The following is a 25,168-nucleotide window of genomic DNA, read 5'->3' on the forward strand; positions in this document are numbered from 1 at the left end:
GTCAGTAGGCTCCGACGGCGGCGCTGCCGGCGCGTCCTTCGATGGCGGCAATCAGGGCATCGAAAACGCTGCTCGCGCCGATGCGGAAGGTCCTCGGCGTCGCCCAATCCGACCCCATGATGCGATCCGCGAGATCGAGATAGATTCCGGCATCGGCCACGCTGCGAATGCCGCCGGACGGCTTGAGTCCCACGGGCCGCCCTGAAGCCTTGATGGCCTTGAGCATGATCTCCGCCGCTTCCGGTGTTGCCGAGACGGGCGTCTTGCCGGTCGATGTCTTGATGAAGTCCGCGCCCGCTTCGATGGCGATGCGGCTCGCCAGGTCGATCAGCGCAGGATCTTCCAGCATGCCAGTTTCGAGAATGACCTTCAGCAGCCGGCCATGGTCGACGACATCGCGGACGGCCTCGATCATTTCCGTCACGGTCTTCGTGTCGCCACGGCGAAGCGCCTCGTAGGGCATGACGAGATCGATCTCGTTCGCACCATCGCTCAGAGCCTCGCGCACGTCGTCGATGACGCGCTCCACATCCCCGCCGCCGGTGGGGAAATTCACGACAGTGGCGATCCGTACCGGCGAGCCGCGCAACGCGTCGCGCGCACGGCCGACGAATTGCGGCCAGACGCAGACGGCCGCGACCGGGCCGCGCGGATCGACGGCCTTCGCGCACAACGCATCGATGGCCTGGTCCGTGCAATTGTCCGTCAGGTCCGTCAGGTCGAGACTGCGCAGAGCGCGCTGGGCAAGGCTGACATCAGACATGGGAAAGCTCCGCAACGAAGGCGCGAATGAGTCGCTTGAACTTCTCGGAGGCCTCGGCCGCCGTGTCCTTGGTCTCCTGGTGGGAGGGCGAGGCTCCTTCGATCCCTGCGGCCAGATTGGTGACGACGGACACGGCAGCGACCTTGAGGCCGTAATAACGCGCAAGGATGACTTCCGGCACGGTGGACATGCCGACGAGATCGCCGCCGAGCGTCTGGACCATGCGGATCTCCGCCGGCGTTTCGAAGCTCGGACCGGACAGCCAGGCATAGACGCCCTCAGGCAATGCAATCCCCGCCTTGGCGGCGGCATTCTGAAGGATGCCGCGCGAGGTTTCGTCATACGCTCCCGTAAGTGAGACGAAACGCTGCTCGGTATGATCCCGCAGGAGCGGGTTCGTGCCGGACAGGTTGAGGTGATCGCTGATGGCGACGAGACTGCCGGGGCGGATATGCGCACGCACGGATCCGGCCGCGTTGGTGAGTACCAGGAGCGGCACTCCGAGTTCCTTCACCACGGCGACGGGGACGCGCATGGCGCCCGCATCGCCCGTTTCGTAGTAATGCGCCCGCCCTTGGAACAGCAGCACGCGCCGGCCTTCCAGCATGCCCGCCACCAGCCGCCCCGCATGGCCGGAGACGCCGCTCTTGGGAAAATGGGGAATATCGGCATAAGGCAGGCTCACGGTGTCGGTGAGCGCGTCGGCGAGGGATCCCAGCCCAGTGCCGAGCACGATGGCCGCATCGAACGATCCTGCGATCCCCTTGGCGCGCACGAATTCGACGGCTTCCTGAACGTTCGGATGAATCATGATCCCTATCGGTCTGCCAGGTTGTCGGGTCCAAACGAGAACGGCAGCAGTTCGTCGAGCGTGAAGCTTTTGCGGATTCCCTCCGGTCCCGCAACATGGATCGGCGTCTGCGGCTGCGCGAATTCGCGGATGCGCTGGCGGCATCCGCCGCAGGGCGTGACGAGATGCTCGCCCTCCCCCATGACGACGATGGCGGCGATCCGGTTTTCTCCGGCCGCCACCATGGCCGCGATGGCCCCAGCCTCGGCGCAGGTGCCGACGGGATAGGCGGCATTCTCCACGTTGCAGCCCGAAAAGATTTGCCCCGATGGCGTCGCGATCGCCGCGCCGACCTTGAACCGCGAATAGGGTGCGTAGGCCTTCTCCTGAATCGCCTTGGCGGCGCTGAAAAGTGCGTCGAGCTTGGCCATGTCAGCGCTCCTTGACGTAAGGGATGCCGGAGGCGCGCGGCGGGATGGCCGTCCCGATCACGCCGGCCAGCAGGATCACGGTCATCAGGTACGGCAAGGCCTGGATGGCCTGCACCGGAACCTCGCCGATTCCCGGCAGGGCGATGCCCTGCAGGCGGATGGAGATAGCGTCGAGAAGGCCGAACAGGAAGCAGGCTCCGAGTGCCGGCCAGGCGCGCCACTTGGCAAAGATCAGCGCCGCGAGGGCGATGAAGCCCTTGCCGGCCGTCATGTTGGGCAGGAAGCCGGCAGACTGGCCGACCGACAGATAGGTTCCCGCCAATCCGCACAGGATTCCAGCAATGACGACAGCCGTATAACGCAGCTTCGTGACGGAAATGCCGGCAGTGTCGACGGCAGCCGGATTCTCGCCGACGGCCCGCAGGCGCAGGCCGAAGCGCGTCCGTCCCAGCACGAACCACGTCACCGGCACCGCCAGCAGCGCCAGGAAGACCAGCGCGGAATGCCCGAAGACGATCTCCCGGAAGCGCTGATCGCCTTCGAGCGGCGGCGTGCGGCCGCCCTGCCCGTACCAGGCGTTCCCGACGATGGCGGTGAGGCCTGCGGCCAGCATGTTGATGGCGACGCCGGACACGATCTGATTGCCCCGCTGGCTGATGGCCGCGAAGCCGTGGATGAGGGCGAAGACCACCGAGGCTGCGATCCCGGCCACGAGGCCGATCCAGGCGGAGTTGAAGGCGTACGCGGCCGCTGCTGCAGCAAAGGCCGCGACGAGCATCTTGCCTTCGAGACCGATATCAACGACGCCCGATTTCTCGGACCACAAACCGGCAAGACACGCCGCCAGGAGCGGAATGGAAAGGCGCAGGCCCGAATCGAGGAGAGTGACGAAATCACCGGGATTCATGATCAAGCCTTCGCAAGTGCCGGGCGCGGCATGACGTGCGCCACGAACCGCCGGAACAGTCCTTCGAGCGCCCCGGCGAACAGAATGATGATCCCACCGATGACCACCACCATGTCGCGCGTGATCGCCGGTTGCTCGAAGGCGAGTTCGGCGCCGCCCTGATAGAGGATTCCGAACAGCAGCGACGCGAGGACGATGCCGACCGGGTGAGCGCGTCCCATGAGTGCGACCGCGATGCCGACGAAGCCGTAGCCGGCGGTGAATTCGAGCAGTAGGCGGTGCTGATAGCCCATCAGTTCGTTGACCGCGAGACCGCCGGCGAGCGCGCCGGAAATCACCATTGCGACGACGATGATGCGCGCCGGCGAGATGCCCGCATAGACGGCAGCCGTCGGGCTCGATCCGACGACGCGGATCGCGTAACCGAGCCGGGAGCGGTAGATGAGGAGCCACACCCCATATGCGGCAGCCAGAGCCAGGAACAAAGTGAGGTTGAGCTGCGAGGCCGGAATCTCGATACCGAAGGCCGCAAAGACCTCGTGCATGAACAGGATCTCCGATTGCGGCGGGAATGCCGGCGTTTCGGGATTCATGTTCTGCGGCGCGCGCAGGACGTTCACCAGGAGATAGACGATCAGCACGCTGGCGAGCCAGTTGAACATGATCGTCGTGATCACGATGTGGCTGCCGCGCTTCGCCTGCAGATAGCCGGGGATCGCCGCCCACGCGGCGCCGAAAGCCGCAGCGCCGAGAATGCCGAGCGGGATCAGGATGATGCCGGGCAGAAAGGTCAGATTGTTCAGCACGAGCGCGATGCCCAGGCCTGCCAGCGTCGCCTGCCCTTCGCCGCCGATATTGAACAGGCCCGCGTGATAGGCCACGGCGACGGCGAGGCCGACGAAGATGAAGTCGGTCATGTAGAACAGGGTGAAGCCGAGGCCCTCGCCCGTTCCGAGGCTTCCCTGCAGCAGAAGCCGCGTCGCGGTCAGCGGATTCTCGCCGATGCCCACCACTACGAGACCGGCGACCAGAAAGGCCGCCACCACGGAAACGGCGGGCACCAGGATGGTATCGGCCCATTTGGGCAGGTCGATGGGAGCGCTCACGTCTGGCTATCCGGCAGGAACAGGTGGCCCTGTTCGTCGAGGGGAAAGAAGGGGTTCCAGGCGATTTCCCAGAGATGCCCGTCCGGATCGGCAAAGTAGCCCGAATAGCCACCCCAGAAGACGTCCTGCAACGGCTTGACGGCCTTTGCACCTGCCGTGATCGCGCGGGCGAAGACCGCATCGGCCTCCGCCTTCGAGTGCGCATTATACGCAAGAGTGACGGCCGCAAAGCCGGTCGGGCGATCCTCCACGCCTGCATCTTTCGCGAGATCGGCGCGGCCGAACAGCGCGAGAGCAAGGCCATTGGCCTGGAAGAACGTCACTTCCGGCTGGCTGGCGGAGGAGGCCTTCCAACCCCAAGCCTCGTAGAAGGCGCGGGAGCGGGCCATGTCGGCGACGCCGAGCGTGACGAGGGTAAGGCGCGGTTGCATCATGCGGCCTCGTCCGTGACACCGGCCATGAGAAGGCCGAGATCCTGCTCGGTGGTCTCCGAAGCCTTCCGCTCACCGGTGATCTGACCGCCGCACATGGTGAGAATGCGATCCGAAAGGGCCATGATCTCATCGAGCTCGACGGACACCAGAAGAATGCCGACGCCCGCGTCGCGCAACGCGATCAGGCGACGATGGATGAATTCGATGGCGCCGATGTCGACGCCGCGGGTCGGCTGGCCGACGAGCAGGACCTTGGGCCTCCGTTCGATCTCGCGGGCCAGCACGATCTTCTGCTGATTGCCGCCGGAGAACTTCGACGTTTTCAGCCGCGGCGCCGGCGGACGCACGTCGTATTGCTCCATCTTCTGCGTCAGGTCCTCGACCATGCGATCATGATCGAGGATCGGGCCGTGTCCGAGACGCGGCTCGTCGCTGAAGCCGAGGATCGCGCTCTCGAAGGCCGGGAAAGCAGACACCAGGCCCATGCGCAGGCGATCTTCCGGCACATGCAGCAACCCTAGCTGGCGCATGTGATGGGGATTGTGACGATCTAAGGCGATCTCTTGGCCACCGAACCGAATGCTTCCCAGAACGGGCTGACGCATTCCCGCCAGCGCTTCGAGAAGTTCGCTCTGGCCGTTGCCGGAAACGCCCGCGATGCCGACGATCTCACCTGCGTGAATCGTGAAGGACGCATTCGCGACGCGAAGCACGCCACGGCTGTCGATCACCGACAGATCGCTGACTTCGAGGAGCGGTGCGCCGGGCTTGCGCTCAGTCTTCTCCACCCGCAGAAGCACGCGGCGGCCGACCATGAGTTCCGCCAATTCCGGCGGCGATGTGTTCGTGGTCTCCAGCGTCGCCACCATCTCGCCGCGGCGCATGACGGAGACGCGATCCGTGACGGCCATGATCTCGCGCAGCTTGTGCGTGATGAGAATGACGGTCTTGCCCTGCGTTTTCAGCGCTCTGAGCAGCTCGAAGAGCGCATCCGCCTCGGCGGGCGTGAGCACGGCCGTGGGCTCATCGAGAATGAGAATGTCGGCGCCGCGATAGAGCGCTTTCAGGATCTCGACGCGCTGCTGCAACCCCACCGACAGATCGCCCACCGTGGCATCGACATCGATCTGCAATCCGTAGTCGCGCGACAGCCGCGCGAGTTCTGCCTTGACCTTGGCCTCGCCCTTGCGCAGCAATGGCCCGCCTTCCGCGCCGAGCATCACGTTCTCGACGACGGAGAGCGGCTCCACGAGCATGAAGTGCTGATGCACCATGCCGATGCCCACATGGATCGCATCGGCGGGAGAGCGGATGGATACGGCCCTTCCACCGACCCGGATTTCCCCGGAATCGGCCTCGTAGAAGCCGTAGAGAATCGACATGAGCGTCGACTTCCCCGCACCATTCTCCCCGACGATGCCGTGGATCGTGCCGCGCGCGATGTCGAGATTCACGTCCTTGTTGGCGTGAACGGCTCCGAAGCGCTTGTCGATGGCGATGAGCTGGATGGCAGAATTCATCGATGGAACTCGAACGTCATTCCCCGCTGGTCGGAAAGGAGAAAGGGACCCGGAGCCGATGGCGATCGGCCCGGATCCCTTTCAACGTTATGGCTTAATCGGTGAATGACAAGCCTTGCCGATCACATCGGGCACTTGGAATCCGCCATGTAGTCGTGCACCTGAATGGTGCCGGACTTGATGTCGGCAGCGGCCTTGTCGGCAGCGGCCTTCATGTCGGGCGTGATCAGCGACTTGTTGTTGTCGTCGAGCGCCCAGGCCACGCCGTCTTCCTTGAGGCCGAGCACGGCGAGGCCGGGCTTGAAGGTGTTCTTCTTGGTCTGGTCGAAGACGTTGTAGGTGGCGACATCGACGCGCTTGACCATCGAGGTCAAGATCTTGCCGGGATGCAGGCCGTTCTGATTCGAGTCGACACCGATGCCGAGCTTGCCCGCATCCGCCGTCGCGCGCAGCACGCCGATGCCGGTGCCGCCCGCTGCGTGGTAGACCACGTCCGCGCCGCGATCGATCTGGCTCTTGGCGAGTTCGCCGCCCTTCACCGGGTCGGCCCAGGCAGCGCCCGTGGTGCCGGTCATGTTCTGGAACACTTCGGCGTCCTTGTTGGCGTATTTCACGCCCTGGACGTAGCCGCAGGCGAACTTGCGGATGAGCGGAATGTCCATGCCGCCGACGAAGCCGACCTTGCCGGACTTGGATGCCTTAGCGGCGAGGAGGCCGACCAGGAACGAGCCCTCATGCTCCTTGAACACGATGGATTCGACGTTCGGCTTCTCGACGACTGCATCGATGATGGCGAACTTGGTCTTCGGGAATTCCTCCGCGACCTTTTTCAGGGCTGATTCCTGGCTGAAGCCGACGGCGACGATGGGAGAGAACCCCTCGCGGGCGAAGCGGCGCAGAGCCTGCTCGCGCTGAGCGTCGTTCTGAGGCTCGAAGTCGCGATAGTCGGTTCCGGTTTCCTTCTTGTACTTCTCCGCGCCCATATGGACGCCCTCGTTGAAGGATTTGTCGAACTTGCCGCCCAGATCGTAGACGACGGCCGGCTTGAACGCATCCTGTGCGAAGGCCACCGAGGCGGAAAGAGCGAGGCCTGCAACTGCAAGGCCGAGTTTGGTTGCTGTCATCGGCATGTTCCCTGTGTCACCCGGGCTGTTACCCGGTTGCGCTTGACGATGGCATGGGATGGGCCATGCCGCCAAGCATCCTGTCAAGCCGCGTCCGGTCTTTCCTACAAGGAATGGTTGATAGCGGGCGAGTTGTCTATAAGGTCGCACCCATGTCGCTGACCCCGGACGAAATCGACCGCTACGCCCGCCACCTGGTGCTGAAGGACGTCGGCGGGCCGGGACAGCTGAAACTCAAGGCGGCCCGCGTCCTGGTGATCGGCGCCGGCGGTCTCGGAGCTCCCCTGATCCAATACCTCGCCGCCGCCGGCATCGGCCGGATCGGCATCGTCGACGACGACCGCGTCTCCCTGTCGAATCTCCAGCGCCAGGTCATCCACGGCACGCCGGACGTGGATCTGCCGAAGGCAGAGAGCGCGGCCCGGGCCGTCCAGCGTCTCAACCCGCACGTGGCCATCGACGCCCATATCGTTAGGATAACAACCGAGAATGCCCGGAACCTCGTAGCGAATTACGATCTCGTAGCCGACGGTTCGGACAATTTCGAGACCCGTTATGCGGTCTCGGATGCCTGTTTCTGGGAGAGAAAGCCGCTCGTGACGGCCGCGCTCGGCCAGTTCGACGGATCGCTCACCACGATCCGAGGCTACGAGACCGGACCTTCGGACAAGCCGAATCCGACCTATCGCTGCCTCTTTCCCTCGCCGCCTCCCCCGGGCGCCATTCCCACCTGCGCGGAGGCAGGAATCCTCGGCGCCCTGGCCGGAGTCATGGGCAGCCTGATGGCAATGGAGGTGATCCGCGAGATCGTAGGCTTCGGAGAAAGCCTCGTCGGGCGCCTGCTCATGGTCGATGCCCGGTCCATGCGCTTCGAAACGATCCGATACGAATGGGACGAGGCGAACCCGCTGAATGGTCTTTCAAGAGTGTCATCCCGGACGCGGCAAAGCCGCGATCCGGGATCGTAAGACCAATGTGGCGTCTTATTCTTAAGACGATCCCGGGTCTCGCAACGCTCGCCCGGGATGACGTTCTTGTCAGGAGCGCAGCACTGCGCCCGTCTTCTTGCCGACCTCGGCGACGATCTTGGCCGACACGGCCTCGATCTCGGCATCGGTCAGCGTCTTCTCGGTCGGCTGAAGGGTCACGGCGATGGCGACGGATTTCTTGCCCTCGTCGATTCCCGGCCCCTCATAGACGTCGAACACGTTGACGCCCGTGATCAGCTGACGCTCGGCGCCCTGCGCGAATTTCACGATGTCGCCGGCTGCGACGTCGCGGCCCACCACGAAAGCGAAGTCGCGGCTGATCGGCTGGAAGTCCGGCAGCGTCAGCTTCGCCTTCATCTTGGTCGGCTTGGCCTTCGGAGGCGGCAAGGCGTTGAGATTGATCTCGAAGGCGACCAGCGGCCCTTTCAAGTCGAGCGCCTTCAGGATCTTCGGATGCACCTCGCCGAACGCACCGACCACGTTCTTCGGCCCGAACTGCAGCGTGCCGGAACGCCCCGGATGGAACCAGGACGGCCCACCCGCAACGACTTGAAGCCCGCCTGCCGGAATGCCGAGGGTAGCGAGAAGCGACATGGCATCCGCCTTGGCGTCGAAGACATCAACGGACGACGCACCGCCATTCCAGTGACGCCCGACGCCCTCGGCGCGCGCCGTACCGCGCCGGACGGCAGCCGCCTTGATCGCCTGCCCTTCCGGCTCGTCCGAGGCGAAGGTCTGCCCGACCTCGAAGAGAGCGACATCGCCGAAACCGCGATCCGCATTGCGTTGCGCCGCCTTCATGAGGCCCGGCAGCAGGCTGGGGCGCATGTCCGACAGATCCGCCGCGATGGGATTGGCGAGCGCCAGACGGCCATCGCCGCCGCCGAACAGCTCGGCCTCGCTCTTGGCGATGAACGACCACGTCACGGCCTCCACCAAACCGCGCACCGCGAGCCCGCGACGGGCCAGGACAGTGCGCTTCTGGATGAGGGTCAGGATCGGCTTGGCGACCGCCGCTTCGAGGCGCGGCATCGGCTGCGGCGCGATGCGGTCGACGCCCGCGATGCGGATCACCTCCTCCACGAGGTCCGCCTTGCCCTCGATATCCGGACGCCAGGACGGCGGGATTACCGAGATGCTCTTGCCCTCACCTTCGATGCGGAAACCGAGCTTCTCGAGGATCTGTTTCGATTCCATCGGCTGAACGTCGAGGCCCGACAGACGCGGCACCTCGGACCAGGGGAAAGCGATGACCCGGCGGGTCTCCGGCACCTGTCCGGCGACGATCGCCTCGCTCGCTTCGCCCCCGCAGAGATCCATGACCATCTTGGTCGCGAGATCGAGCCCCGGCACCGTGAAAGCCGGATCGACGCCGCGCTCGAACCGGTAGCGGGCATCGGTGATGATGCCTAAGCGGCGGCCGGATTGCGCGATGTTGAGCGGATCCCAGAGAGCGGACTCGATCAGCACATCGGTCGTATTCTCGTCGCAGCCCGAATGCTCGCCGCCCATGATACCGGCGATGGACTCGACGCCATCTTCATCGGCGATCACCACGTTGCCCGGATCGAGGCGGTAGGTGCGCCCATCGAGCGCCAGCACCTCCTCGCCGTCCTTCGCGCGGCGAACGGTCAGGTTGCCCTTCACCTTCTTCGCGTCGAAGACGTGGAGCGGGCGGCCCCGGTCGAAGGTCATGTAGTTGGTGATATCGACCAGCGCGTTGATCGGCCGCAGACCGATGGAGAGCAGGCGACGCTGCATCCATTCCGGCGACGGACCGTTCTTCACGCCGCGCACGAGGCGGAGCGCAAAGGCCGGGCAGAGCTTCTCGTCACCGGGCGCGAAATCGAGCGTCACGGAAACCGGGCTCGCCCCTTTGCCCGAAACCGGCGGAACGGCGTCGCCCTTGAGGGTGCCGAGCCCGGCGGCCGCGAGATCGCGGGCGATGCCGTGGATCGAAGTGCAGTCGGGCCGATTCGGCGTGAGATTGATCTCGATCACCGGATCGTCGAGACGCGCATAGGCCGCGTAAGCCTGCCCTACCGGCGCATCCGCCGGCAGGTCGATGATGCCGTCGTGATCGTCCGAGATCTCGAGCTCGGCTGCCGAGCACAACATGCCCGCGCTCTCGACGCCGCGGATCGTGCCGACGCCGAGGGTGATGTTCTTGCCCGGAATGTAGGTGCCGGGCGGTGCGAAGACGCTCTTCATGCCGGTGCGGGCGTTGGGTGCGCCGCAGACCACCTGAATCGGCGCGCCCTCGCCGGTATCCACCATGCAGACGCGCAGGCGGTCGGCATTGGGATGCTGCTCGGCGGAAATCACGTAGGCGACCTTGTAGGGCGCGAGCGACTTCGCCTTGTCCTCGACCCCTTCAACCTCAAGGCCGATGCGGGTCAGCGTCTCGACGATCTCGTCGAGGGACGCGGAAGTATCGAGATGGTCTTTCAACCAGGAAAGGGTGAATTTCATGACACTGTTCCTTGAGTGTCATCCCGGACTGGCAAAGCCAGATCCGGGATCGTGATCAGAATGAGGCGCCTTAATCGACTTGCGATTCCGGCTCTTCGCGTTGCTTCGGCCGGAATGACGCTCAGGACGTCAGTCCGCTGACGAGGGACGGAATGTCGAGCGGGCGGAAGCCGTAATGGTTCAGCCAGCGCACATCGGCCTCGAAGAAGGGGCGCAGGTCGGGCATGCCGTATTTGAGCATGGCGATGCGATCGATCCCCATGCCCCAGGCGAAGCCCTGATACTCGTCGGGATCGAGGCCGCAATTCCTGAGCACGTTCGGATGGACCATGCCGCAGCCGAGAATCTCCAGCCAATCCTCGCCCTCGCCGAAGCGGATCTCGCCACCTTTGCGGGAGCACTGGATATCGACCTCCGCCGACGGCTCCGTGAACGGGAAGAACGACGGGCGGAAGCGCATCTTGACCTGATCGACCTCGAAGAACGCCTTGCAGAATTCCTCCAGCACCCACTTCATGTGCGCGATGTTGGCCTGCTTGTCGATCACGAGCCCCTCGACCTGATGGAACATCGGCGTGTGGGTCTGGTCCGAGTCGTGGCGATAGGTCCGGCCCGGAATGACGACACGGATCGGCGGCTTCTGGGACATCATGGTGCGGATCTGCACCGGCGATGTGTGGGTGCGCAGCACCTTGCGCTCGCCCTTCTCGTCGGGAGCGAGGAAGAAGGTGTCGTGCATCTCGCGGGCCGGATGCCCTTCCGGGAAGTTCAGAGCCGTGAAGTTGAGATAGTCCGTCTCGATGTCCGGCCCGTCCGCCACGGAGAAGCCCATATCGGCGAAGATTGCCGACAGCTCCTCGATCACCTGGCTGATCGGGTGAATACGACCGCGGGTCTCCGGCCCCTCCTGAACGGGAAGCGTCACGTCGACCCGTTCCGCCGCGAGCCGGGCGTCGAGGGCGGCCTCGGCGAGAACTTCCTTGCGGGCGGCGATGGCGCCCTGCACCCGGTCGCGCAAGCCATTGATCAAGGGGCCACGCTCCTTGCGCTCCTCCGGCGTCATGGCGCCGAGGGTCTTCAGCAGTTCGGAGACGGAGCCCTTCTTGCCGAGGGCGGAGACGCGCACGGATTCCACCGCCGCTTCGTCACCGGCAGTTTCGACCTGGGAAATCAGGTCACGTTCGAGTTCTTTGAGGTCGGTCATCGGTCCGTTGCCATTTTTCAAGCGCTTGAGTGAGGCGCGGCGCGGGAACCGTCAAGCCGTCCGAGCCGCGAAAAGCCGATCGACAGCCTCTTGGGCCGCCGCAGCGTTGGGTCTCGGTGGCGGGATGTAGTGGCGCGGCCGGAAAAACCAGCCGCGCCGGAGCCAGGCTGTCTTTAAGCGGCCTGCTGCTGCGGCAGCGAAGCCTTGGCGCGCTCCACGTAAGCGGCGAAAGCCGCCGGCTCATGGATGGCCATCTCGGACAGAACCTTGCGATCGATCTCAATCCCAGCCTTGCCGAGACCGTCGATAAATCGGGAATAGGTCAGGCCGTGCTCGCGGACCGCCGCGTTGAGGCGCTGGATCCAGAGAGCGCGGAACGTGCGCTTCTTGTTCTTACGGTCGCGATAAGCATATTGCATGCTCTTCTCGACCGCCTGCTTGGCGATGCGGATGGTGTTCTTGCGACGGCCGTAGAAACCCTTGGCTGCCTTGAAAACCTTCTTGTGCTTTGCGTGGGCGGTAACGCCCCGTTTGACGCGGGCCATTTAAAAAACTCCTTCAAAATCCGGGATGTGGAAGTGCCTTAGCCGTTCGGCAGGAAGTACTTCTTCACGTTGTAGGCATCACCCGCGAACAGGGTGGTGGTGCCGCGCAGGTTGCGGATCTGCTTGTTGGTCCGCTTGATCATCCCGTGGCGCTTGCCGGATTGGGCGTAAACGACCTTGCCGGTGCCAGTGATCTTGAAGCGCTTCTTCGCGCCCGATTTCGTCTTCAGCTTGGGCATTTGGCTCTCCTGTGGTCAAGCCTCGTCGCGGCGAACCGCCCCGAGGCCTTGTCATTGCTGCATGAGCAAAACGAACCGCCACGGCAGCCCTAACAGCCGGGCGGTTCGATGAAGGGCGGCTTATGGCAGAGGACGGGCCAAAAAGCAATGGCCGCCGGTGATCCGACGGCCAATACGCTTCATGAAATGCCCGAAGGCCGAAAAGTGAGCCGCCGCTCAGCGCGGCGCCAGGACCATCACGACCTGACGGCCCTCGAAATTCGGCTCCATCTCGACCTTGGCGAGTTCGCCGACATCGGCCTTGACGCGATCGAGGACCTTGAGGCCCAGATCCTGGTGCGCCATCTCGCGGCCGCGGAAGCGCAAGGTGATCTTGACCTTGTTGCCCTCTTCGAAGAAGCCCTTCATGGCCTTCATCTTGACGTCGTAATCGTGGTCGTCGATGCCCGGGCGAAGCTTGATTTCCTTGACCTCGACGGTCTTCTGCTTCTTACGCGCCTCGGACGCCTTCTTCTGCTCGAGGAAGCGGTATTTGCCGTAATCGAGGATCTTGCAGACGGGCGGGGAAGAATTCGGTGCGATCTCGACAAGGTCGAGGCCGGCATCCTCAGCGATGCGCAAGGCGTCGAAAAACGGCATCACGCCGCGATTCTGGCCGGTATCGTCGATCAGCTGTACTTCGCGAACACCGCGAATGTCCCGGTTGGCGCGCGGTCCGTCCTTCTGCGGAACCGGCATAGCTCTCATTGGTCTGCGAATGGCTCGTATCTCCTGTTATGCGGCCCGACGAAAGCCATAGGGCATCCAGCCCTCCCGACTCCGTAGCGATACCGCGAATGCTCTGACATTTCGCGCAAATGCGCGCGAAGTCAACTTGTTCTAGGTGGGAATTGCCCCTCCAAAAGGGCTGAATAGACATCAAGCGTGCTCGACACCATGCGTTCCAGCGAGAAATGACGCTCCACATGGCTTCGCGCACGGGATCCCAGGGCGATTCGGGCGCTGGCCCCTAAGGCGAGTGCCGCCCCGAGTGCATCCGCCAGCGCATCGGCGTCGCCCGGCACGATCCGCCATCCGGTGCGCTCCTGCGGCAGCACCGCCGGGGGCGACAGGACGGTTTCCGGAACCGCACCGAGATCGGACACGACGACGGGCGTCCCCATGGCCTGAGCCTCCACGGCCGACCGGCCGAAGGCCTCTGGCTCCGTCGACGGCACCGTGACCACGGAGGCCGCCAGGAAAGCGGCCGGCATATCCGTGCAATGGCCGACCCGGCGAACGATGCCGTTGAGCCGGCGGGCCTCGATCAGAGCATCCAGCTCCTTCACATAAGAATCCCGGCCCTGAGGATCACCCGCCAGGATATAGGTGACATCGCCGATCCCGGCATCACGCAGCTTGGCCGCCGCCTCGATGAGGACACGCTGCCCCTTCCAGCCGGTTAGCCGTGCCGCCAGCAGCACCATCCGCTCGTGCGGCGATACGTTCCAGGCCTTGCGGAGATTCTCGACCCGCTCAGGCGAGACGGCGGAGGGCGAGAAGGTCGCGAAATCCGTGCCGCGATGGATGACGCGGATGCGATCCCTGGCCTGGGGGTAAAGCGAGCCGATGAGATCGCCCGTATAATGCGAGTTGGCGATCACCGCGTCGCCCCGTGCCATGACCGAATTGTAAAGCACCTTCACCGAGGAGCGTCCCGCATAGCTGCCGTGATAGGTGGTCACGAACGGCAGATTGAGCGAGCGCGCCGCTCCGAGAGCGACCCAGGCCGGCGCCCGCGAGCGGGCATGGACGAGGGCCACCCGCTCATTGTGGCAGATCCGGGCAAGCCGTCTCACATTGATCAACATGGAGAAGGGATTTTTCGTCGCTGCAGGAAATGGGATCCAAATGCCGCCCTTGGTCTGCAATTCGCCCACGAGACGGCCGCCCTCGGTCGCCACGAGAGCGCGGGCGCCGACATGGGCCAGCCCCTCTGCGACGTCGACGGTCGTGCGCTCGGCCCCTCCGGCTTCGAGCTCGGGAATGATCTGGAGGATCGTCCGCCCTGCCAACGGATGAATGTTGGACGACGGGAACGGAGCTCCTCCGCTGGCTCGCTTTGAAAGATTCACCGATGTAAGAGCCTTCTCCAAGAATGACCGAGAACGTTGCTTTAAAGCAGTTGAGGATGAGTTAACCATGCAGCAAGCCGTCGCCGTCGGAAACGCCGCGGAGGCACGCCACATCGCCGTTCTTTCGCGGGACGGCAAGGGGCCGCCGGTTGTCTGGCTTGGCGGTTTCAGATCCGACATGCGCTCCACCAAGGCGGAAGCCCTGGATGCGTGGGCGGAAAAAACCGGCCGCGCCTTCCTCCGTTTCGACTATAGCGGCCATGGCGCATCCGGCGGGACTTTCGACGAGGCGACAGTCTCGGATTGGCTCGACGACAGCCTCGCCGTGTTCGACAATTTCCTGAAGTCCCGCCCCATTCTCGTCGGGTCCTCGATGGGAGGATGGCTGGCGCTCCTGGCGACACGGCGTCTTCTGGAGACCGGTTCTGCTCTCGCGCCACTCGGAATGGTCCTGATTGCGCCCGCCGTCGATTTCACGGAACGGCTAATGTGGGACCGCTTTCCCGAGGTGATCCGACGCGCCATCGAGGATAAGGGCAGCTATTCGCTTCCCTCGACCTATGCGCCCGAACCCTACCCGATTACGAAATCCCTGATCGAGGACGGCCGCAGGCATCTCCTCTTCGGCGCGCCCATCCGCACCGGATGTCCCGTCCATATCCTGCAGGGCATGCAGGATACCGACGTGCCGTGGACCCATGCTCTCAAGCTGGTCGAGCACCTGCCCGGCGACAGTGCCTCCCTCACGCTCGTCAACGATGGCGATCACCGTCTATCGCGACCTGAAGATCTCGACCGCCTGATCCAGGCGGTCGAGGCAATGGGATGAAAGAGGGAAAGGTGAGCCTTAATGCAGGCTCACCGTCTCAAGGTCGTGCGCCCAGGCATTGGCCACCGCCGCGTCGCGGCTGTCGGTCAGCACGATCGGCTCGCCGCTGGCGGACAGGAGCGCGAAGAGCTGCAGGCCGGGCTGGATGTCGGGAGCTTGGGGAAAGAGCTGGGCAATATCGTCCGACAGGACCGGCTTCACATAGGCCATCTCGCCCTCACCCAGAGCAGCAAGTTCGGCCTTGTTCAGGAGTCCGTCGTTCAGGGTCTTTAAGTTGGTGTTCATGAGGACCTCTCCTTAGCGGTTCCCGTCAAGCTTGTCCGGAGCACTGATGTCGATCTTGCGGATAATCCGCTCCGGCTCGGGCCGGGCCAGATCGATCGACAGAAGGCCGTTGGACAGGTCAGCTCCGAGCACCTCCATGCCATCGGCGAGGAGGAATGCCCGCTGGAACTGACGGGCGGCGATACCGCGATGCAGGAAGTGTCTTGCCTTGTCTTCGATCTGCCGCCCCCGAATGACGAGCTGGTTTTCCTCCAGCGTCACTTCGAGCTGCTCCCGGGTGAACCCGGCAACGGCAAGGGTGATCCGGAGTCGCTCGGGGTCCTGTGCAGTCCGCGCCAGGCGCTCGATATTGTAGGGTGGATATCCATCCCCTGCGGCCTTTGCGACTCGGTCGAGCGCCTGCTCGATCTCGTCGAAGCCCAGAAGGAACGGATGCCCAAAGGGCGATTGACGCGACATCTTCGAAGCCCAGAGTTTAAGAGGCACTTCGCTTGGTTTGAGCCCGCCTATGCGGCACTCAGGCGCCTGTTCCCAGGCGTTGACATCAATATGGAGGCTCGGCTTCTTGCTATCAAGGGCTTGGCCTTTCGGCCAGGCCCGCAGAGTTAATCCATTGGAAAAATTGATATTTTCCTGAATGTTGCGTCAGACGCGCTCCCGCCACCAGGCGATCTGCTCGGTCACCCGCACAGGCGATGTCCCGCCGAAGCTCGTCCGCGAGCGCACCGAGTTCTCGACGCTGAGCACCTCATAGATGCCCTTATGGATCTTCGGCTCGACGGCCTGCATGACGTCGAGGGCCAAGTCTTCCAGAGAGGTCCCGCGTTTCTCCGCCTCCGACACGATCCGCCCCGTGATGTGATGGGCGTCGCGGAACGGGATGTTCAGGCTGCGCACCAGCCAATCGGCCAGATCGGTGGCGGTCGAATAACCAGCGCCGGCCACGGCCGCCATGCGTCCTGGAACGGGCTCCAGGTCCTGGACCATTCCGGTCATCGCGGCGAGAACGATCTCGAGCGTATCCGCAGCGTCGAAGAGCGGCTCCTTATCTTCCTGCGTGTCCTTGGCATAGGCGAGCGGCAGACCTTTCATGACCGTGAGCAGGCTCATGAGCGATCCGAAGATGCGGCCGGTCTTGCCGCGGACGAGCTCCGCGGCGTCCGGGTTGCGCTTCTGAGGCATCATGCTCGACCCGGTCGTCCAGCGATCCGGCAACCGGACGAAGCCGAAGGGCGCCGACATCCAGATCACGATCTCCTCGGCCAGACGAGAGAGATGCACCGCGCAGATGGCGGCGGCCGACATGAATTCGAGCAGGCTGTCGCGATCGGACACGGAGTCGAGGGAATTGCGGGTCGGCCCGTCGAACCCGAGGGCCTTTGCGGTCATGTGCCTGTCGATCGGGAAGGACGTTCCGGCCAGCGCCCCGGCGCCGAGCGGGCTCTCGTTGAGACGGACACGGGAATCCCGGAACCGTCCGCGGTCGCGGCCGAACATCTCTACATAGGCCATGAGATGATGACCGAATGTTACAGGTTGAGCGCCCTGCAGATGGGTGAAGCCCGGCATCACCGTTCCGGCGTGCTGCTCCGCCTTGTCGAGAAGCACCTTGATGAGATTGGTGATCTGCTCGTCGGCCCGGTCATGGGCGTTGCGCACCCACAGACGCACGTCGACGGCAACCTGATCGTTGCGGCTGCGCGCCGTGTGCAGGCGCGCGGCCGGATCCCCGGCAATCTCCCTCAGACGGCTTTCCACATTCATGTGAATATCTTCCAGCGCCGTCGAGAACGTGAAGGAACCGGATTCGATCTCTCCGAGAACGCGCTGGAGCCCTTGCTGAATGGCGTCACGATCGCTCTCGGCGATAATGCCTCGCTTGGCCAGCATGGCGCTGTGCGCAATGGACCCCTGAATATCTTCGGAAGCAAGGCGCTTGTCGAAATCGATGGAGGCGTTGATGGCTTCCATGAGAGCGCTGGGCGAGGACGAGAACCGGCCGCCCCACATGGTATTGGCGCCGGACTTCTTGGCTTCTTCTGACACGATGTTTCATCCAAAGATAAGGGCTTGATGCCTTTGCCACAGATCCTGCCCCAAGGCCAAGCCGCATTGACAGGCTGCTAGCCCTTTGAGCATGGTGCGCGCCGTTTACCACTTCGAAACCAGTTGGTAGACTCGACAGCGCTTTTCTGATCTGCATTCTTGCATTCGGCACAACAGGCGCAATGCAGCGCCGTAAGGGAATTGGCCAATGAAACGTCTCCCCAACCTTCTTCTTTCGGCAGCCATGGTCACCGCCATGGCGACCTCCTTCACGGCCGTGCAGGCCGCGACCCCGCCGGACACGCTGGTCCAGGCTTGGCAGAGCGACGACATCATCTCGCTCGACCCAGCCGAGGTGTTCGAATTCAGCGCCTCCGAGATCATGGGCAACACCTATGAGCGCCTGATCCAGTACGACATCAAGGACGTGTCCAAGATCTCAGGACAGGCGGCCGAGTCCTGGACGGTGTCGGACGACGGCAAGACCTATACGTTCAAGCTTCGCCCGAACCGCAAGTTCGCCTCCGGCAACCCGATCACCGCTGAGGACGTGGTCTACTCTCTCCAGCGCGCCGTCGCTCTCGACAAGTCCCCCGCCTTCATCCTCGGCCAGTTCGGCCTGACCAAGGACAACGTGAAGGACAAGATCAAGCAGACCGGCCCGCTCGAGCTCACCGTCGAAGTCGACAAGCCCTATGCGCCGACCCTCGTCCTCTACTGCCTCGGCAACTCGGTTGCCTCCATCGTGGATAAGAAGCTCCTGCAGCAGAACGAGAAGGACGGCGACTACGGCTACAACTGGCTGAAGACGCACTATGCCGGTTCCGGCCCGTACATCATGCGCGACTGGAAGGCCAACGAGGTCCTCGTCCTCGAGCGTAACCCGAACTACGAGAAGAAGACTCCGCTCGCCCGCGTCATCTACCGCCACATCAAGGAAACCGCGAGCCAGCGCCTCCTCCTCGAAAAGGGCGATATCGACGTGGCCCGCAGCCTGAATCCGGAAGAGATCGATGCCGTGGCCAAGAACCCGGACATCAAGATCCAGTCCGCTCCGAAGGGCACGGTCTACTATCTCGGCCTCAACCAGAAGAACCCCAATCTTGCGAAGCCCGAGGTTCGCCAGGCTCTCAAGTATCTCGTCGATTATGCCGCCATCGGCGACACGATCATGAAGTACAAGGGCGTCGTTCATCAGAACTTCCTGCCCAAGGGCTTCCTCGGCGCCACGACGACCAACCCGTACAAGCTCGACGTCGCCAAGGCTAAGGAGCTTCTCGCCAAGGCCGGTCTGAAGGACGGTTTCAGCGTCACGATGGACACGCGCTCCACGGCGGAAATCACCGGTATCGCCCAGGCGATGCAGTCGACCTTCGCGCAGGCCGGCATCAAGCTTGAGATCCTGCCGATGGACTCGAAGCAGGCTCTGACGAAGTACCGCGCTCGCCAGCACGACATCTATATCGGCAACTGGGGCTCGGACTATCAGGACCCGAACTCCAACGCGGACACCTTCGCGGCGAACGACGACAACTCGGACAACGCGAAGGCAAAGCCGCTCGCCTGGCGCAACGCCTGGGATCCGGGCCCGCTGACCGCCAAGACCCGCGCTGCCGTCATGGAGCGTGATGCCGAGAAGCGCGCCGAGATGTACAAGGAGCTTCAGAAGTCGGTTCTCGACGACGGTCCGTTCGTGATCTTCCTGCAGCAGAATGAAGTGGCAGCGGTTCGCAAGAACATCGACGGCTTCATCCTCGGCCCGTCCTTCAGCGACAACGACGTGTCCCAGACCAAGAAGAACTGACACTGACAATGGTTTCTGCAGCCATGAGCCGGGGCGGAGAGCACGCAAGTGCCCTCCGCTCCTTCCTTAAGAGACTAGCCCAGTTCGTCATCGTTCTCGCGACGACGCTGCTGGGGCTTGTCGCCGTGACATTCTTCATCGGGCGCGTTGTCCCGATCGATCCCGTGATCGCCATCGTGGGCGATCGTGCGCCACCGCATGTCTATGAGCGCACGCGCAAGGAGCTTGGCCTCGACAAGCCTCTCGCCGAGCAGTTCGTCATCTATGTGAAGAAGGCAGCGACCGGCGATTTCGGCAACTCGGTGCTCACCACCAATCCGGTGATGTCGGATATCGCGAGAGTGTTTCCGGCAACCCTTGAGCTCGCGACGCTCGGTACGATCATCGGAACTCTGATCGGCATTCCGCTCGGAGTTCTGGCGGCTGTGAAGCGCGGGACGCTCATCGATCAGGTCGTCCGGTTTCTCGGTCTCGTCGGATATTCGATCCCGATCTTCTGGCTCGGCCTGATGGGCCTGCTGCTCTTCTATGCGAAGCTCGGCTGGGTCGCGGGGCCAGGACGCATCGACGTCACCTATTCCTATCTCTATACGCCCGTCACCGGCATCGTGCTCCTCGACACTCTGATGCAGGGACAGATGGATGCATTCTGGGATGCGGTCTCGCACGTCGCCTTGCCGGCCTGCCTGCTCGGATATTTCTCGCTCGCCTATATCAGCCGGATGACACGTTCGTTCATGCTAAACGAACTCGCGCAGGAATACGTGATCGCGGCGCGGGTCAAAGGTCTGTCGGAATTTCGCGTGATCTGGCGCCACGCCCTGCGCAATGCGGCCGTGCCGTTGATTACCGTCATCGCCCTCTCCTACGCGAATCTGCTCGAAGGATCCGTCCTCACCGAGACCGTGTTCGCCTGGCCAGGGCTTGGCCAATACATCACCAACTCCCTGCAGAATGCGGACATGAATGCCGTGCTCGGCGGAACGATCGTGATCGGCACCGTTTTCGTGCTGCTCAATCTCGTGTCCGATCTGCTTTATCGTCTGCTTGATCCGAGGACCCGCTGATGGCCGGCGCCCCTCCCCTCTCTCAATCGTCCAGGCTCCAGGCCTGGCTTCTCTCGCCCGAACCCGCCTCGCGCTGGCAGGCTCGCTTCGGCCGCTTCTATCTTGGCTGGCGCTCCTTCACGAAGAACCCGCTCGCGGTGCTGGGCCTCGTCATCGTCGTGCTGCTCATCCTGGTGGCGGTTCTTGCGCCTCTGATCGCTCCCTATTCGCCGATCGCCGGCGGCGATCTGCGCACGCAGCGTCTGCTGCCCCCGAGCGAAACCTATTGGTTCGGCACGGACGACCAGGGCCGCGACATCTTCTCGCGCGTGGTCTATGGCTCGCGCATCACGCTTTGGGTGGTGATGCTGGTGGCCGTGATCGCAACGCCCATCGGCGTTATCATCGGAACGGTCGCCGGCTATACGGGCGGCTGGGTCGATACTGTCCTGATGCGGATCACCGACATCTTCCTGGCCTTTCCACGATTGATTCTGGCGCTGGCCTTCGTGGCAGCGCTGGGTCCAGGCATCGAGAACGCCATCATCGCGATCTCGATCACGTCGTGGCCCCCCTATGCACGTATCGCACGCGCGGAGACGCTGACGGTCCGGAACAGCGACTTCATCGCCGCCGTGAAGCTGCAGGGTGCCTCCACACCCAGGATCATCTTCGGCCACATCATTCCGCTCTGCATCTCGTCCGTGATCGTCCGCGTCACCCTCGACATGGCGGGCATCATCCTGACCGCCGCCGGCCTCGGCTTCCTCGGTCTCGGCGCGCAGCCGCCCATGCCCGAATGGGGCGCCATGGTAGCCACGGGCAGAAACTACCTGATCGACCAATGGTGGGTCGCCGCGATGCCGGGCCTTGCCATCTTCGTCGTCAGCCTGGGCTTCAACCTGCTCGGTGACGGTCTGCGTGACGTGCTCGATCCGAAGGCTGCGAAATGACCAAGCCGCTGCTCGAAGTCGAGGACCTGCGGGTCCGATTCCACCTGCGCACCGGCACCGTCGAAGCGGTGCGCGGCGTTTCCTTCCAGCTCGGCCGCGAACGTCTCGGGATCGTGGGCGAATCCGGGTCCGGAAAGTCGCAAACAGGTCGTGCCATCCTGGGCCTGACGCCACCGCCCGGCGAAGTGACCGCCAAGCGGCTGACTTTCGACGGGATCGATCTGCTCACCGCCTCGACCAAAACCCTGCGCCAGCTACGTGGCGGGCGCATCTCCATGGTGATGCAGGACCCGAAATATTCGCTCAATCCGGTGATGACCATCGGCGAGCAGATCATCGAGGCCTACCAGGCGCACGACAAGTCGGCGAACCGCAAGGAAGCGCGCGACCGCGCGCTCGCCATGCTCGAAGCCGTGAAGATGCGCGATCCCGGGCGGGTTTTTGCGCTCTATCCGCACGAGGTGTCGGGCGGCATGGGCCAGCGCGCGATGATCGCCATGATGCTGGTGACGGAGCCCGATCTCCTGATTGCCGACGAGCCGACCTCGGCCCTCGACGTCACGGTCTCGATGGAGGTGCTGCGCATCCTCGACGAGCTGGTGGCGGAGCGCGGCATGAGCCTGATCTTCATCTCCCACGACCTGAAGCTCGTCTCGTCGTTCTGCGACCGCGTGCTGGTGATGTATGCGGGCCGCGTCGTGGAAGAGCTTGAAGCCAAGCATCTGCGCGAGGCGAAGCATCCTTATACGCAGGGCCTCATGCGGTGCCTCCCGACTCTGGCCGATGACGTTCGCCCCTTACCCACACTCAACCGTGATCCCGCCTGGGCCCGATAAACATCCGATGCTCGATATTCAGAAACTCAAAGTTGTCTATGGAACGGGCCGCCTGCGCGTCGATGCGGTGAAGGACGTCAGCTTCCATGTGGGCGCAGGCGAATCCTATGGCCTCGTCGGCGAATCGGGATCGGGCAAGTCGACCGTCCTGCGCGCTATCTGTGGCCTCGCTCCGATCTCGGGAGGCCGAGTCCTCGTCGATGGGAAGGAAGTGAAGGACCCACGGGACAAGGCGTTCTATCGCACGGTCCAGATGGTATTTCAGGACCCCTACGCCTCGCTGCACCCGCGCCATACGGTCGACCGCACCTTGTCCGAGCCCCTCGCCATTCACGGCGAGAAGGACGTGGAAGCGCGGATCCTGCAAGCTCTGCGCGAAGTCGGGCTCGGCCCCTCCTTCCGCTTCCGCTATCCGCACCAGCTTTCCGGCGGCCAGCGGCAGCGCATCGCCATCGCCCGCGCGCTGATCCTGCGTCCGAAGGTGCTGCTCCTCGACGAACCGACTTCCGCTCTCGACGCCTCCGTGCAGGCGGAAATCCTCAATCTGCTCGACGAGCTTCGCCGCAAGATGGGCTTGACCTACATCCTGGTCAGCCACGATCTTGCGGTCGTCGCGCATCTCTGTGATCGCCTCCTCGTCATGCGCCACGGCGAGGGCGTGGAGGAGACCACGGCCGCATCGCTCCGATCCGGCAAGGCTTCCAATGCCTATACGCAGGAATTGATCGAAGCGAGCCGCGGCTTCTCGCGTGATGAGACCAAGGCCGCCTCGGCGACCGCCCCGTAAGTCCACCGCCAACTGCCCAGCGTGAGCCCATGCCCCAATCTTCCTTGATGCCGGTTTTCGACGGTCATAACGACGTCCTTCTGCGCCTGATGCGCGGCAAGCTCCCACCGGAGCGCGCCTTTCTCGACGGCGACAATATCGGCCATCTCGACCTGCCGCGGATGAAGGAAGGCGGATTCGCGGGCGGCTTCTTCGCGGTCTACGTTCCCTCCGAAGGCGGCGGCGTCGACGTGGACGCCCTGATGACGCAGCCGCAATACGATGTTCCGCTCCCCGAGCCGCTTCGGCTCGATCACAGCCAGAAGATCACCGTCCACATGGCGGCGCTCCTGATGCGGATCGAGCGCGCTTCCGAGGGACGGGTGAAAATCTGCCGCACTGCTGCCGATATCCGGGAGTGCCTCAAGACCGGCTCGCTCGCGGCGATCCTGCACATCGAGGGTGCGGAGGGAATCGACGGCGATCTCTATATGCTCGACGTGCTCTACAACAGCGGCCTGCGCTCCATCGGGCCGGTCTGGAGCCGCTCCAATATTTTCGGGCACGGCGTTCCGTTCAGCTATCCGTCAAGCCCCGACACGGGACCAGGCCTGACGGAGCTCGGCAAGGAGCTGATCCGTGCCTGCAATCGTCTCAAGATCATGATCGATCTCTCCCATCTCAACGAGAAGGGATTCTGGGACGTGGCGAAGATCAGCGACGTTCCGCTCGTCGCGACGCACTCCAATGCTCATGCCATCTGCCAGCATTCCCGCAATCTTACCGACAAGCAGCTGGCGGCGATCCGTGAAAGCCGCGGCATGGTCGGCGTGAACTTCGCTACGTCATTCATCCGCGCGGACGGCCAGCGCAGCGAGAACACGACCCTCGAAGACATGATCCGTCACATGGATCACCTCATCGAGCATGTGGGCGTGGATGGCGTCGGGCTCGGCTCGGATTTCGACGGCGCGACGATTCCCGCGGAAATCGGCGACGCGCGCGGCCTGCCCCGCCTCGTCGATGCCATGCGCAAGCACGGCTATGACGAGGCAACGGTGCGCAAGCTCTGCTATGAGAACTGGGTCAACGTCCTGGAGCGGACCTGGGGCGCGTAAGCGCGCCTCAGCCCTGTGCCTTCGAGGTCAGGGCGAAGAGGCTGGCAATTCCACCGACGCCGAGCATCAGCAGAAGGCTGATGGCGTTGATGGCCGGCGTGGCTCCTTCCCGCATCTGGCCGTACATGGTGATCGGCAGCGGCGGATCCGAACCGACCAGCATCAATGTCGTATTGAAGTTCTCGAACGACATCAGCAGCGCGACGAGCCCCGCTCCCACAAGAGCGGGACTTAAGAACGGAAGCGTGACCGTGCGCAGCACATGAGCACGGCTCGCGCCGAGATCGAGAGCTGCCTCTTCGAGTGATCGGTCGAATTTGCGCAGCCGCGCCGCAATGATCAGCGTGGCAATCGTCAGGATGAACGACAGCTGCCCCAGGATGACGAGGGGCAGGCCGGGACGCAGCAGATCGAGATCCGTCTGAAGAACCTCTTCCAAACTGTTCGCGACGCGGGAGAAGAAGGCAAGGATCGAGATGCCGAGGATGACGCCGGGAATGACCAGCGGCCAGAGCATCATCATCGCGACGATGGTCTTGCCGCGAAACTCCGCCCGCTCGAGCACCCAGGCATTGACCGTCCCGAGCAGGACCGCCAGCAGCGCCACGGGAACCGCCACCTTCAGGCTGTTGCCGATGCTGGTGAGCCAAATCGGATCCATGAGGATACCGGGCTTCCCGAAGACCGACCCATTGCCGATGAACCATTCCAGCGTCCACCCCTTCCAAGGGGGCGAAGGGAACGGACTGGCATTGAAGGCGAAGATCGCGACGACGAGCAGCGGCGCAAACAGGAAGATGTAGAACGCCGCGATATAGAGCTTCCAGAGAAGGGATGGCCGGTTCAT

Annotated in this window: 26 protein-coding genes; 8 read left to right on the forward strand and 18 right to left on the reverse strand. The window is 63.6% G+C overall.

Annotation, left to right across the window (positions count from 1 at the left end; genetic code table 11):
- Position 1: 1 nt before the first annotated feature.
- The 8 genes from deoC to K9B37_RS09945 all read right to left on the reverse strand — a co-directional run bounded on the left by deoC (position 2) and on the right by K9B37_RS09945 (position 7,075).
- The gene (gene deoC, locus K9B37_RS09910) at positions 2 to 763 is read right to left on the reverse strand and encodes a deoxyribose-phosphate aldolase (RefSeq protein WP_224312912.1); all 762 of its coding nucleotides are present in this window, start codon (positions 761 to 763) and stop codon (positions 2 to 4) included.
- Positions 756 to 1,574: a purine-nucleoside phosphorylase gene (locus K9B37_RS09915; RefSeq protein WP_224312913.1), complete on the reverse strand. Its 819-nt coding sequence runs from the start codon at positions 1,572 to 1,574 to the stop codon at positions 756 to 758. The genes deoC and K9B37_RS09915 overlap by 8 nt, the downstream gene beginning before the upstream one ends.
- Positions 1,575 to 1,579: 5 nt before the next feature.
- The gene (gene cdd / locus K9B37_RS09920; RefSeq protein ID WP_224312914.1) at positions 1,580 to 1,984 is read right to left on the reverse strand and encodes a cytidine deaminase; all 405 of its coding nucleotides are present in this window, start codon (positions 1,982 to 1,984) and stop codon (positions 1,580 to 1,582) included.
- A gap of 1 nt (position 1,985) precedes the next feature.
- Complete coding sequence (locus tag K9B37_RS09925; RefSeq protein WP_224312915.1) at positions 1,986 to 2,891, reverse strand: ABC transporter permease; 906 nt, start codon at positions 2,889 to 2,891, stop codon at positions 1,986 to 1,988.
- A gap of 2 nt (positions 2,892 to 2,893) precedes the next feature.
- Positions 2,894 to 3,997: an ABC transporter permease gene (locus K9B37_RS09930; RefSeq protein ID WP_224312916.1), complete on the reverse strand. Its 1,104-nt coding sequence runs from the start codon at positions 3,995 to 3,997 to the stop codon at positions 2,894 to 2,896.
- Positions 3,994 to 4,428, reverse strand: a complete 435-nt coding sequence (locus tag K9B37_RS09935; RefSeq protein WP_224313078.1) for a VOC family protein — start codon at positions 4,426 to 4,428, stop codon at positions 3,994 to 3,996. Before K9B37_RS09935 ends, K9B37_RS09930 begins: the two co-directional genes overlap by 4 nt.
- Entirely contained in the window at positions 4,428 to 5,951 is a 1,524-nt protein-coding gene (locus tag K9B37_RS09940) for an ABC transporter ATP-binding protein (protein WP_224312917.1), read from the reverse strand. Before K9B37_RS09940 ends, K9B37_RS09935 begins: the two co-directional genes overlap by 1 nt.
- Before the next feature lie 122 nt (positions 5,952 to 6,073).
- A complete protein-coding gene (locus tag K9B37_RS09945) occupies positions 6,074 to 7,075 on the reverse strand; it encodes a BMP family lipoprotein (RefSeq protein WP_224312918.1) in 1,002 nt (333 codons plus the stop codon).
- Positions 7,076 to 7,227: 152 nt separating this feature from the next.
- Between K9B37_RS09945 and K9B37_RS09950 the strand changes: the two genes are divergently transcribed.
- On the forward strand, positions 7,228 to 8,043 hold the full coding sequence (locus K9B37_RS09950) for a HesA/MoeB/ThiF family protein (protein WP_224312919.1): 816 nt from the start codon (positions 7,228 to 7,230) through the stop codon (positions 8,041 to 8,043).
- A gap of 69 nt (positions 8,044 to 8,112) precedes the next feature.
- On the opposite strand, the gene pheT is transcribed toward K9B37_RS09950, so the two are convergent.
- From pheT to K9B37_RS09980, 6 genes are all read right to left on the reverse strand, one after another.
- Complete coding sequence (pheT, locus tag K9B37_RS09955) at positions 8,113 to 10,536, reverse strand: phenylalanine--tRNA ligase subunit beta (protein ID WP_224312920.1); 2,424 nt, start codon at positions 10,534 to 10,536, stop codon at positions 8,113 to 8,115.
- A gap of 121 nt (positions 10,537 to 10,657) precedes the next feature.
- A complete protein-coding gene (pheS, locus tag K9B37_RS09960; protein ID WP_224312921.1) occupies positions 10,658 to 11,740 on the reverse strand; it encodes a phenylalanine--tRNA ligase subunit alpha in 1,083 nt (360 codons plus the stop codon).
- Between the two features lie 173 nt (positions 11,741 to 11,913).
- A complete protein-coding gene (gene rplT / locus K9B37_RS09965) occupies positions 11,914 to 12,285 on the reverse strand; it encodes a 50S ribosomal protein L20 (RefSeq protein WP_224312922.1) in 372 nt (123 codons plus the stop codon).
- Between the two features lie 38 nt (positions 12,286 to 12,323).
- Complete coding sequence (rpmI, locus tag K9B37_RS09970; protein ID WP_152587093.1) at positions 12,324 to 12,524, reverse strand: 50S ribosomal protein L35; 201 nt, start codon at positions 12,522 to 12,524, stop codon at positions 12,324 to 12,326.
- A gap of 216 nt (positions 12,525 to 12,740) precedes the next feature.
- Positions 12,741 to 13,262 carry a translation initiation factor IF-3 gene (gene infC / locus K9B37_RS09975; protein WP_224312923.1) on the reverse strand — a complete coding sequence of 174 codons (522 nt, stop codon included), beginning with the start codon at positions 13,260 to 13,262 and terminating at the stop codon, positions 12,741 to 12,743.
- A 131-nt stretch (positions 13,263 to 13,393) separates the two neighbouring features.
- Positions 13,394 to 14,638 (reverse strand): glycosyltransferase family 4 protein, encoded by a 1,245-nt coding sequence (locus tag K9B37_RS09980; protein ID WP_224312924.1) that lies wholly within the window; start codon positions 14,636 to 14,638, stop codon positions 13,394 to 13,396.
- 67 nt (positions 14,639 to 14,705) lie between these two features.
- Between K9B37_RS09980 and K9B37_RS09985 the strand changes: the two genes are divergently transcribed.
- Positions 14,706 to 15,467, forward strand: a complete 762-nt coding sequence (locus K9B37_RS09985; RefSeq protein WP_224312925.1) for an alpha/beta hydrolase — start codon at positions 14,706 to 14,708, stop codon at positions 15,465 to 15,467.
- 18 nt (positions 15,468 to 15,485) lie between these two features.
- Here K9B37_RS09985 and K9B37_RS09990 read toward each other — a convergent pair whose 3' ends face one another.
- From K9B37_RS09990 to argH, 3 genes are all read right to left on the reverse strand, one after another.
- Positions 15,486 to 15,752: a BQ00720 family protein gene (locus tag K9B37_RS09990; protein ID WP_224312926.1), complete on the reverse strand. Its 267-nt coding sequence runs from the start codon at positions 15,750 to 15,752 to the stop codon at positions 15,486 to 15,488.
- Between the two features lie 12 nt (positions 15,753 to 15,764).
- The gene (locus tag K9B37_RS09995) at positions 15,765 to 16,211 is read right to left on the reverse strand and encodes an Hsp20 family protein (protein WP_224312927.1); all 447 of its coding nucleotides are present in this window, start codon (positions 16,209 to 16,211) and stop codon (positions 15,765 to 15,767) included.
- Between the two features lie 186 nt (positions 16,212 to 16,397).
- Positions 16,398 to 17,762: an argininosuccinate lyase gene (gene argH, locus K9B37_RS10000; RefSeq protein ID WP_224313079.1), complete on the reverse strand. Its 1,365-nt coding sequence runs from the start codon at positions 17,760 to 17,762 to the stop codon at positions 16,398 to 16,400.
- Between the two features lie 244 nt (positions 17,763 to 18,006).
- Here argH and K9B37_RS10005 point away from each other — a divergent pair, with 244 nt between their 5' ends.
- The 6 genes from K9B37_RS10005 to K9B37_RS10030 are packed head-to-tail and all read left to right on the forward strand — an operon-like array spanning position 18,007 to position 24,321.
- Entirely contained in the window at positions 18,007 to 19,602 is a 1,596-nt protein-coding gene (locus K9B37_RS10005) for an ABC transporter substrate-binding protein (RefSeq protein WP_224312928.1), read from the forward strand.
- An 8-nt stretch (positions 19,603 to 19,610) separates the two neighbouring features.
- Complete coding sequence (locus K9B37_RS10010) at positions 19,611 to 20,669, forward strand: ABC transporter permease (protein WP_439651709.1); 1,059 nt, start codon at positions 19,611 to 19,613, stop codon at positions 20,667 to 20,669.
- Positions 20,669 to 21,601, forward strand: coding sequence for a nickel transporter permease (gene nikC / locus K9B37_RS10015; RefSeq protein WP_224312929.1), 933 nt, complete (start codon positions 20,669 to 20,671; stop codon positions 21,599 to 21,601). Before K9B37_RS10010 ends, nikC begins: the two co-directional genes overlap by 1 nt.
- Complete coding sequence (locus K9B37_RS10020; RefSeq protein ID WP_224312930.1) at positions 21,598 to 22,437, forward strand: ABC transporter ATP-binding protein; 840 nt, start codon at positions 21,598 to 21,600, stop codon at positions 22,435 to 22,437. The genes nikC and K9B37_RS10020 overlap by 4 nt, the downstream gene beginning before the upstream one ends.
- Positions 22,438 to 22,444: 7 nt before the next feature.
- Positions 22,445 to 23,224 carry an ABC transporter ATP-binding protein gene (locus tag K9B37_RS10025; RefSeq protein WP_224312931.1) on the forward strand — a complete coding sequence of 260 codons (780 nt, stop codon included), beginning with the start codon at positions 22,445 to 22,447 and terminating at the stop codon, positions 23,222 to 23,224.
- 29 nt (positions 23,225 to 23,253) lie between these two features.
- Positions 23,254 to 24,321 (forward strand): dipeptidase, encoded by a 1,068-nt coding sequence (locus tag K9B37_RS10030; protein ID WP_224312932.1) that lies wholly within the window; start codon positions 23,254 to 23,256, stop codon positions 24,319 to 24,321.
- 7 nt (positions 24,322 to 24,328) lie between these two features.
- Here K9B37_RS10030 and K9B37_RS10035 read toward each other — a convergent pair whose 3' ends face one another.
- The gene (locus tag K9B37_RS10035) at positions 24,329 to 25,168 is read right to left on the reverse strand and encodes an ABC transporter permease (RefSeq protein WP_224312933.1); all 840 of its coding nucleotides are present in this window, start codon (positions 25,166 to 25,168) and stop codon (positions 24,329 to 24,331) included.

Origin of the sequence: Microvirga puerhi, from assembly GCF_020089865.1 — a bacterium.
GTDB classification, from domain to species: domain Bacteria; phylum Pseudomonadota; class Alphaproteobacteria; order Rhizobiales; family Beijerinckiaceae; genus Microvirga; species Microvirga puerhi.

What these genes read in the sequence shown, in the direction of transcription:
- deoC (WP_224312912.1), bottom strand. Translation starts at nt 763, where the DNA reads ATGTCTGATGTCAGCCTTGCCCAGCGCGCTCTGCGCAGTCTCGACCTG.
- K9B37_RS09915 (WP_224312913.1), bottom strand. Translation starts at nt 1,574, where the DNA reads ATGATTCATCCGAACGTTCAGGAAGCCGTCGAATTCGTGCGCGCCAAG.
- cdd (WP_224312914.1), bottom strand. Translation starts at nt 1,984, where the DNA reads ATGGCCAAGCTCGACGCACTTTTCAGCGCCGCCAAGGCGATTCAGGAG.
- K9B37_RS09925 (WP_224312915.1), bottom strand. Translation starts at nt 2,891, where the DNA reads ATGAATCCCGGTGATTTCGTCACTCTCCTCGATTCGGGCCTGCGCCTT.
- K9B37_RS09935 (WP_224313078.1), bottom strand. Translation starts at nt 4,428, where the DNA reads ATGCAACCGCGCCTTACCCTCGTCACGCTCGGCGTCGCCGACATGGCC.
- K9B37_RS09940 (WP_224312917.1), bottom strand. Translation starts at nt 5,951, where the DNA reads ATGAATTCTGCCATCCAGCTCATCGCCATCGACAAGCGCTTCGGAGCC.
- K9B37_RS09945 (WP_224312918.1), bottom strand. Translation starts at nt 7,075, where the DNA reads ATGACAGCAACCAAACTCGGCCTTGCAGTTGCAGGCCTCGCTCTTTCC.
- K9B37_RS09950 (WP_224312919.1), top strand. Translation starts at nt 7,228, where the DNA reads ATGTCGCTGACCCCGGACGAAATCGACCGCTACGCCCGCCACCTGGTG.
- pheT (WP_224312920.1), bottom strand. Translation starts at nt 10,536, where the DNA reads ATGAAATTCACCCTTTCCTGGTTGAAAGACCATCTCGATACTTCCGCG.
- pheS (WP_224312921.1), bottom strand. Translation starts at nt 11,740, where the DNA reads ATGACCGACCTCAAAGAACTCGAACGTGACCTGATTTCCCAGGTCGAA.
- rplT (WP_224312922.1), bottom strand. Translation starts at nt 12,285, where the DNA reads ATGGCCCGCGTCAAACGGGGCGTTACCGCCCACGCAAAGCACAAGAAG.
- rpmI (WP_152587093.1), bottom strand. Translation starts at nt 12,524, where the DNA reads ATGCCCAAGCTGAAGACGAAATCGGGCGCGAAGAAGCGCTTCAAGATC.
- infC (WP_224312923.1), bottom strand. Translation starts at nt 13,262, where the DNA reads ATGCCGGTTCCGCAGAAGGACGGACCGCGCGCCAACCGGGACATTCGC.
- K9B37_RS09985 (WP_224312925.1), top strand. Translation starts at nt 14,706, where the DNA reads ATGCAGCAAGCCGTCGCCGTCGGAAACGCCGCGGAGGCACGCCACATC.
- K9B37_RS09990 (WP_224312926.1), bottom strand. Translation starts at nt 15,752, where the DNA reads ATGAACACCAACTTAAAGACCCTGAACGACGGACTCCTGAACAAGGCC.
- K9B37_RS09995 (WP_224312927.1), bottom strand. Translation starts at nt 16,211, where the DNA reads ATGTCGCGTCAATCGCCCTTTGGGCATCCGTTCCTTCTGGGCTTCGAC.
- argH (WP_224313079.1), bottom strand. Translation starts at nt 17,762, where the DNA reads ATGTGGGGCGGCCGGTTCTCGTCCTCGCCCAGCGCTCTCATGGAAGCC.
- K9B37_RS10005 (WP_224312928.1), top strand. Translation starts at nt 18,007, where the DNA reads ATGAAACGTCTCCCCAACCTTCTTCTTTCGGCAGCCATGGTCACCGCC.
- K9B37_RS10010 (WP_439651709.1), top strand. Translation starts at nt 19,611, where the DNA reads ATGGTTTCTGCAGCCATGAGCCGGGGCGGAGAGCACGCAAGTGCCCTC.
- nikC (WP_224312929.1), top strand. Translation starts at nt 20,669, where the DNA reads ATGGCCGGCGCCCCTCCCCTCTCTCAATCGTCCAGGCTCCAGGCCTGG.
- K9B37_RS10020 (WP_224312930.1), top strand. Translation starts at nt 21,598, where the DNA reads ATGACCAAGCCGCTGCTCGAAGTCGAGGACCTGCGGGTCCGATTCCAC.
- K9B37_RS10025 (WP_224312931.1), top strand. Translation starts at nt 22,445, where the DNA reads ATGCTCGATATTCAGAAACTCAAAGTTGTCTATGGAACGGGCCGCCTG.
- K9B37_RS10030 (WP_224312932.1), top strand. Translation starts at nt 23,254, where the DNA reads ATGCCCCAATCTTCCTTGATGCCGGTTTTCGACGGTCATAACGACGTC.
- K9B37_RS10035 (WP_224312933.1), bottom strand. Translation starts at nt 25,168, where the DNA reads ATGAACCGGCCATCCCTTCTCTGGAAGCTCTATATCGCGGCGTTCTAC.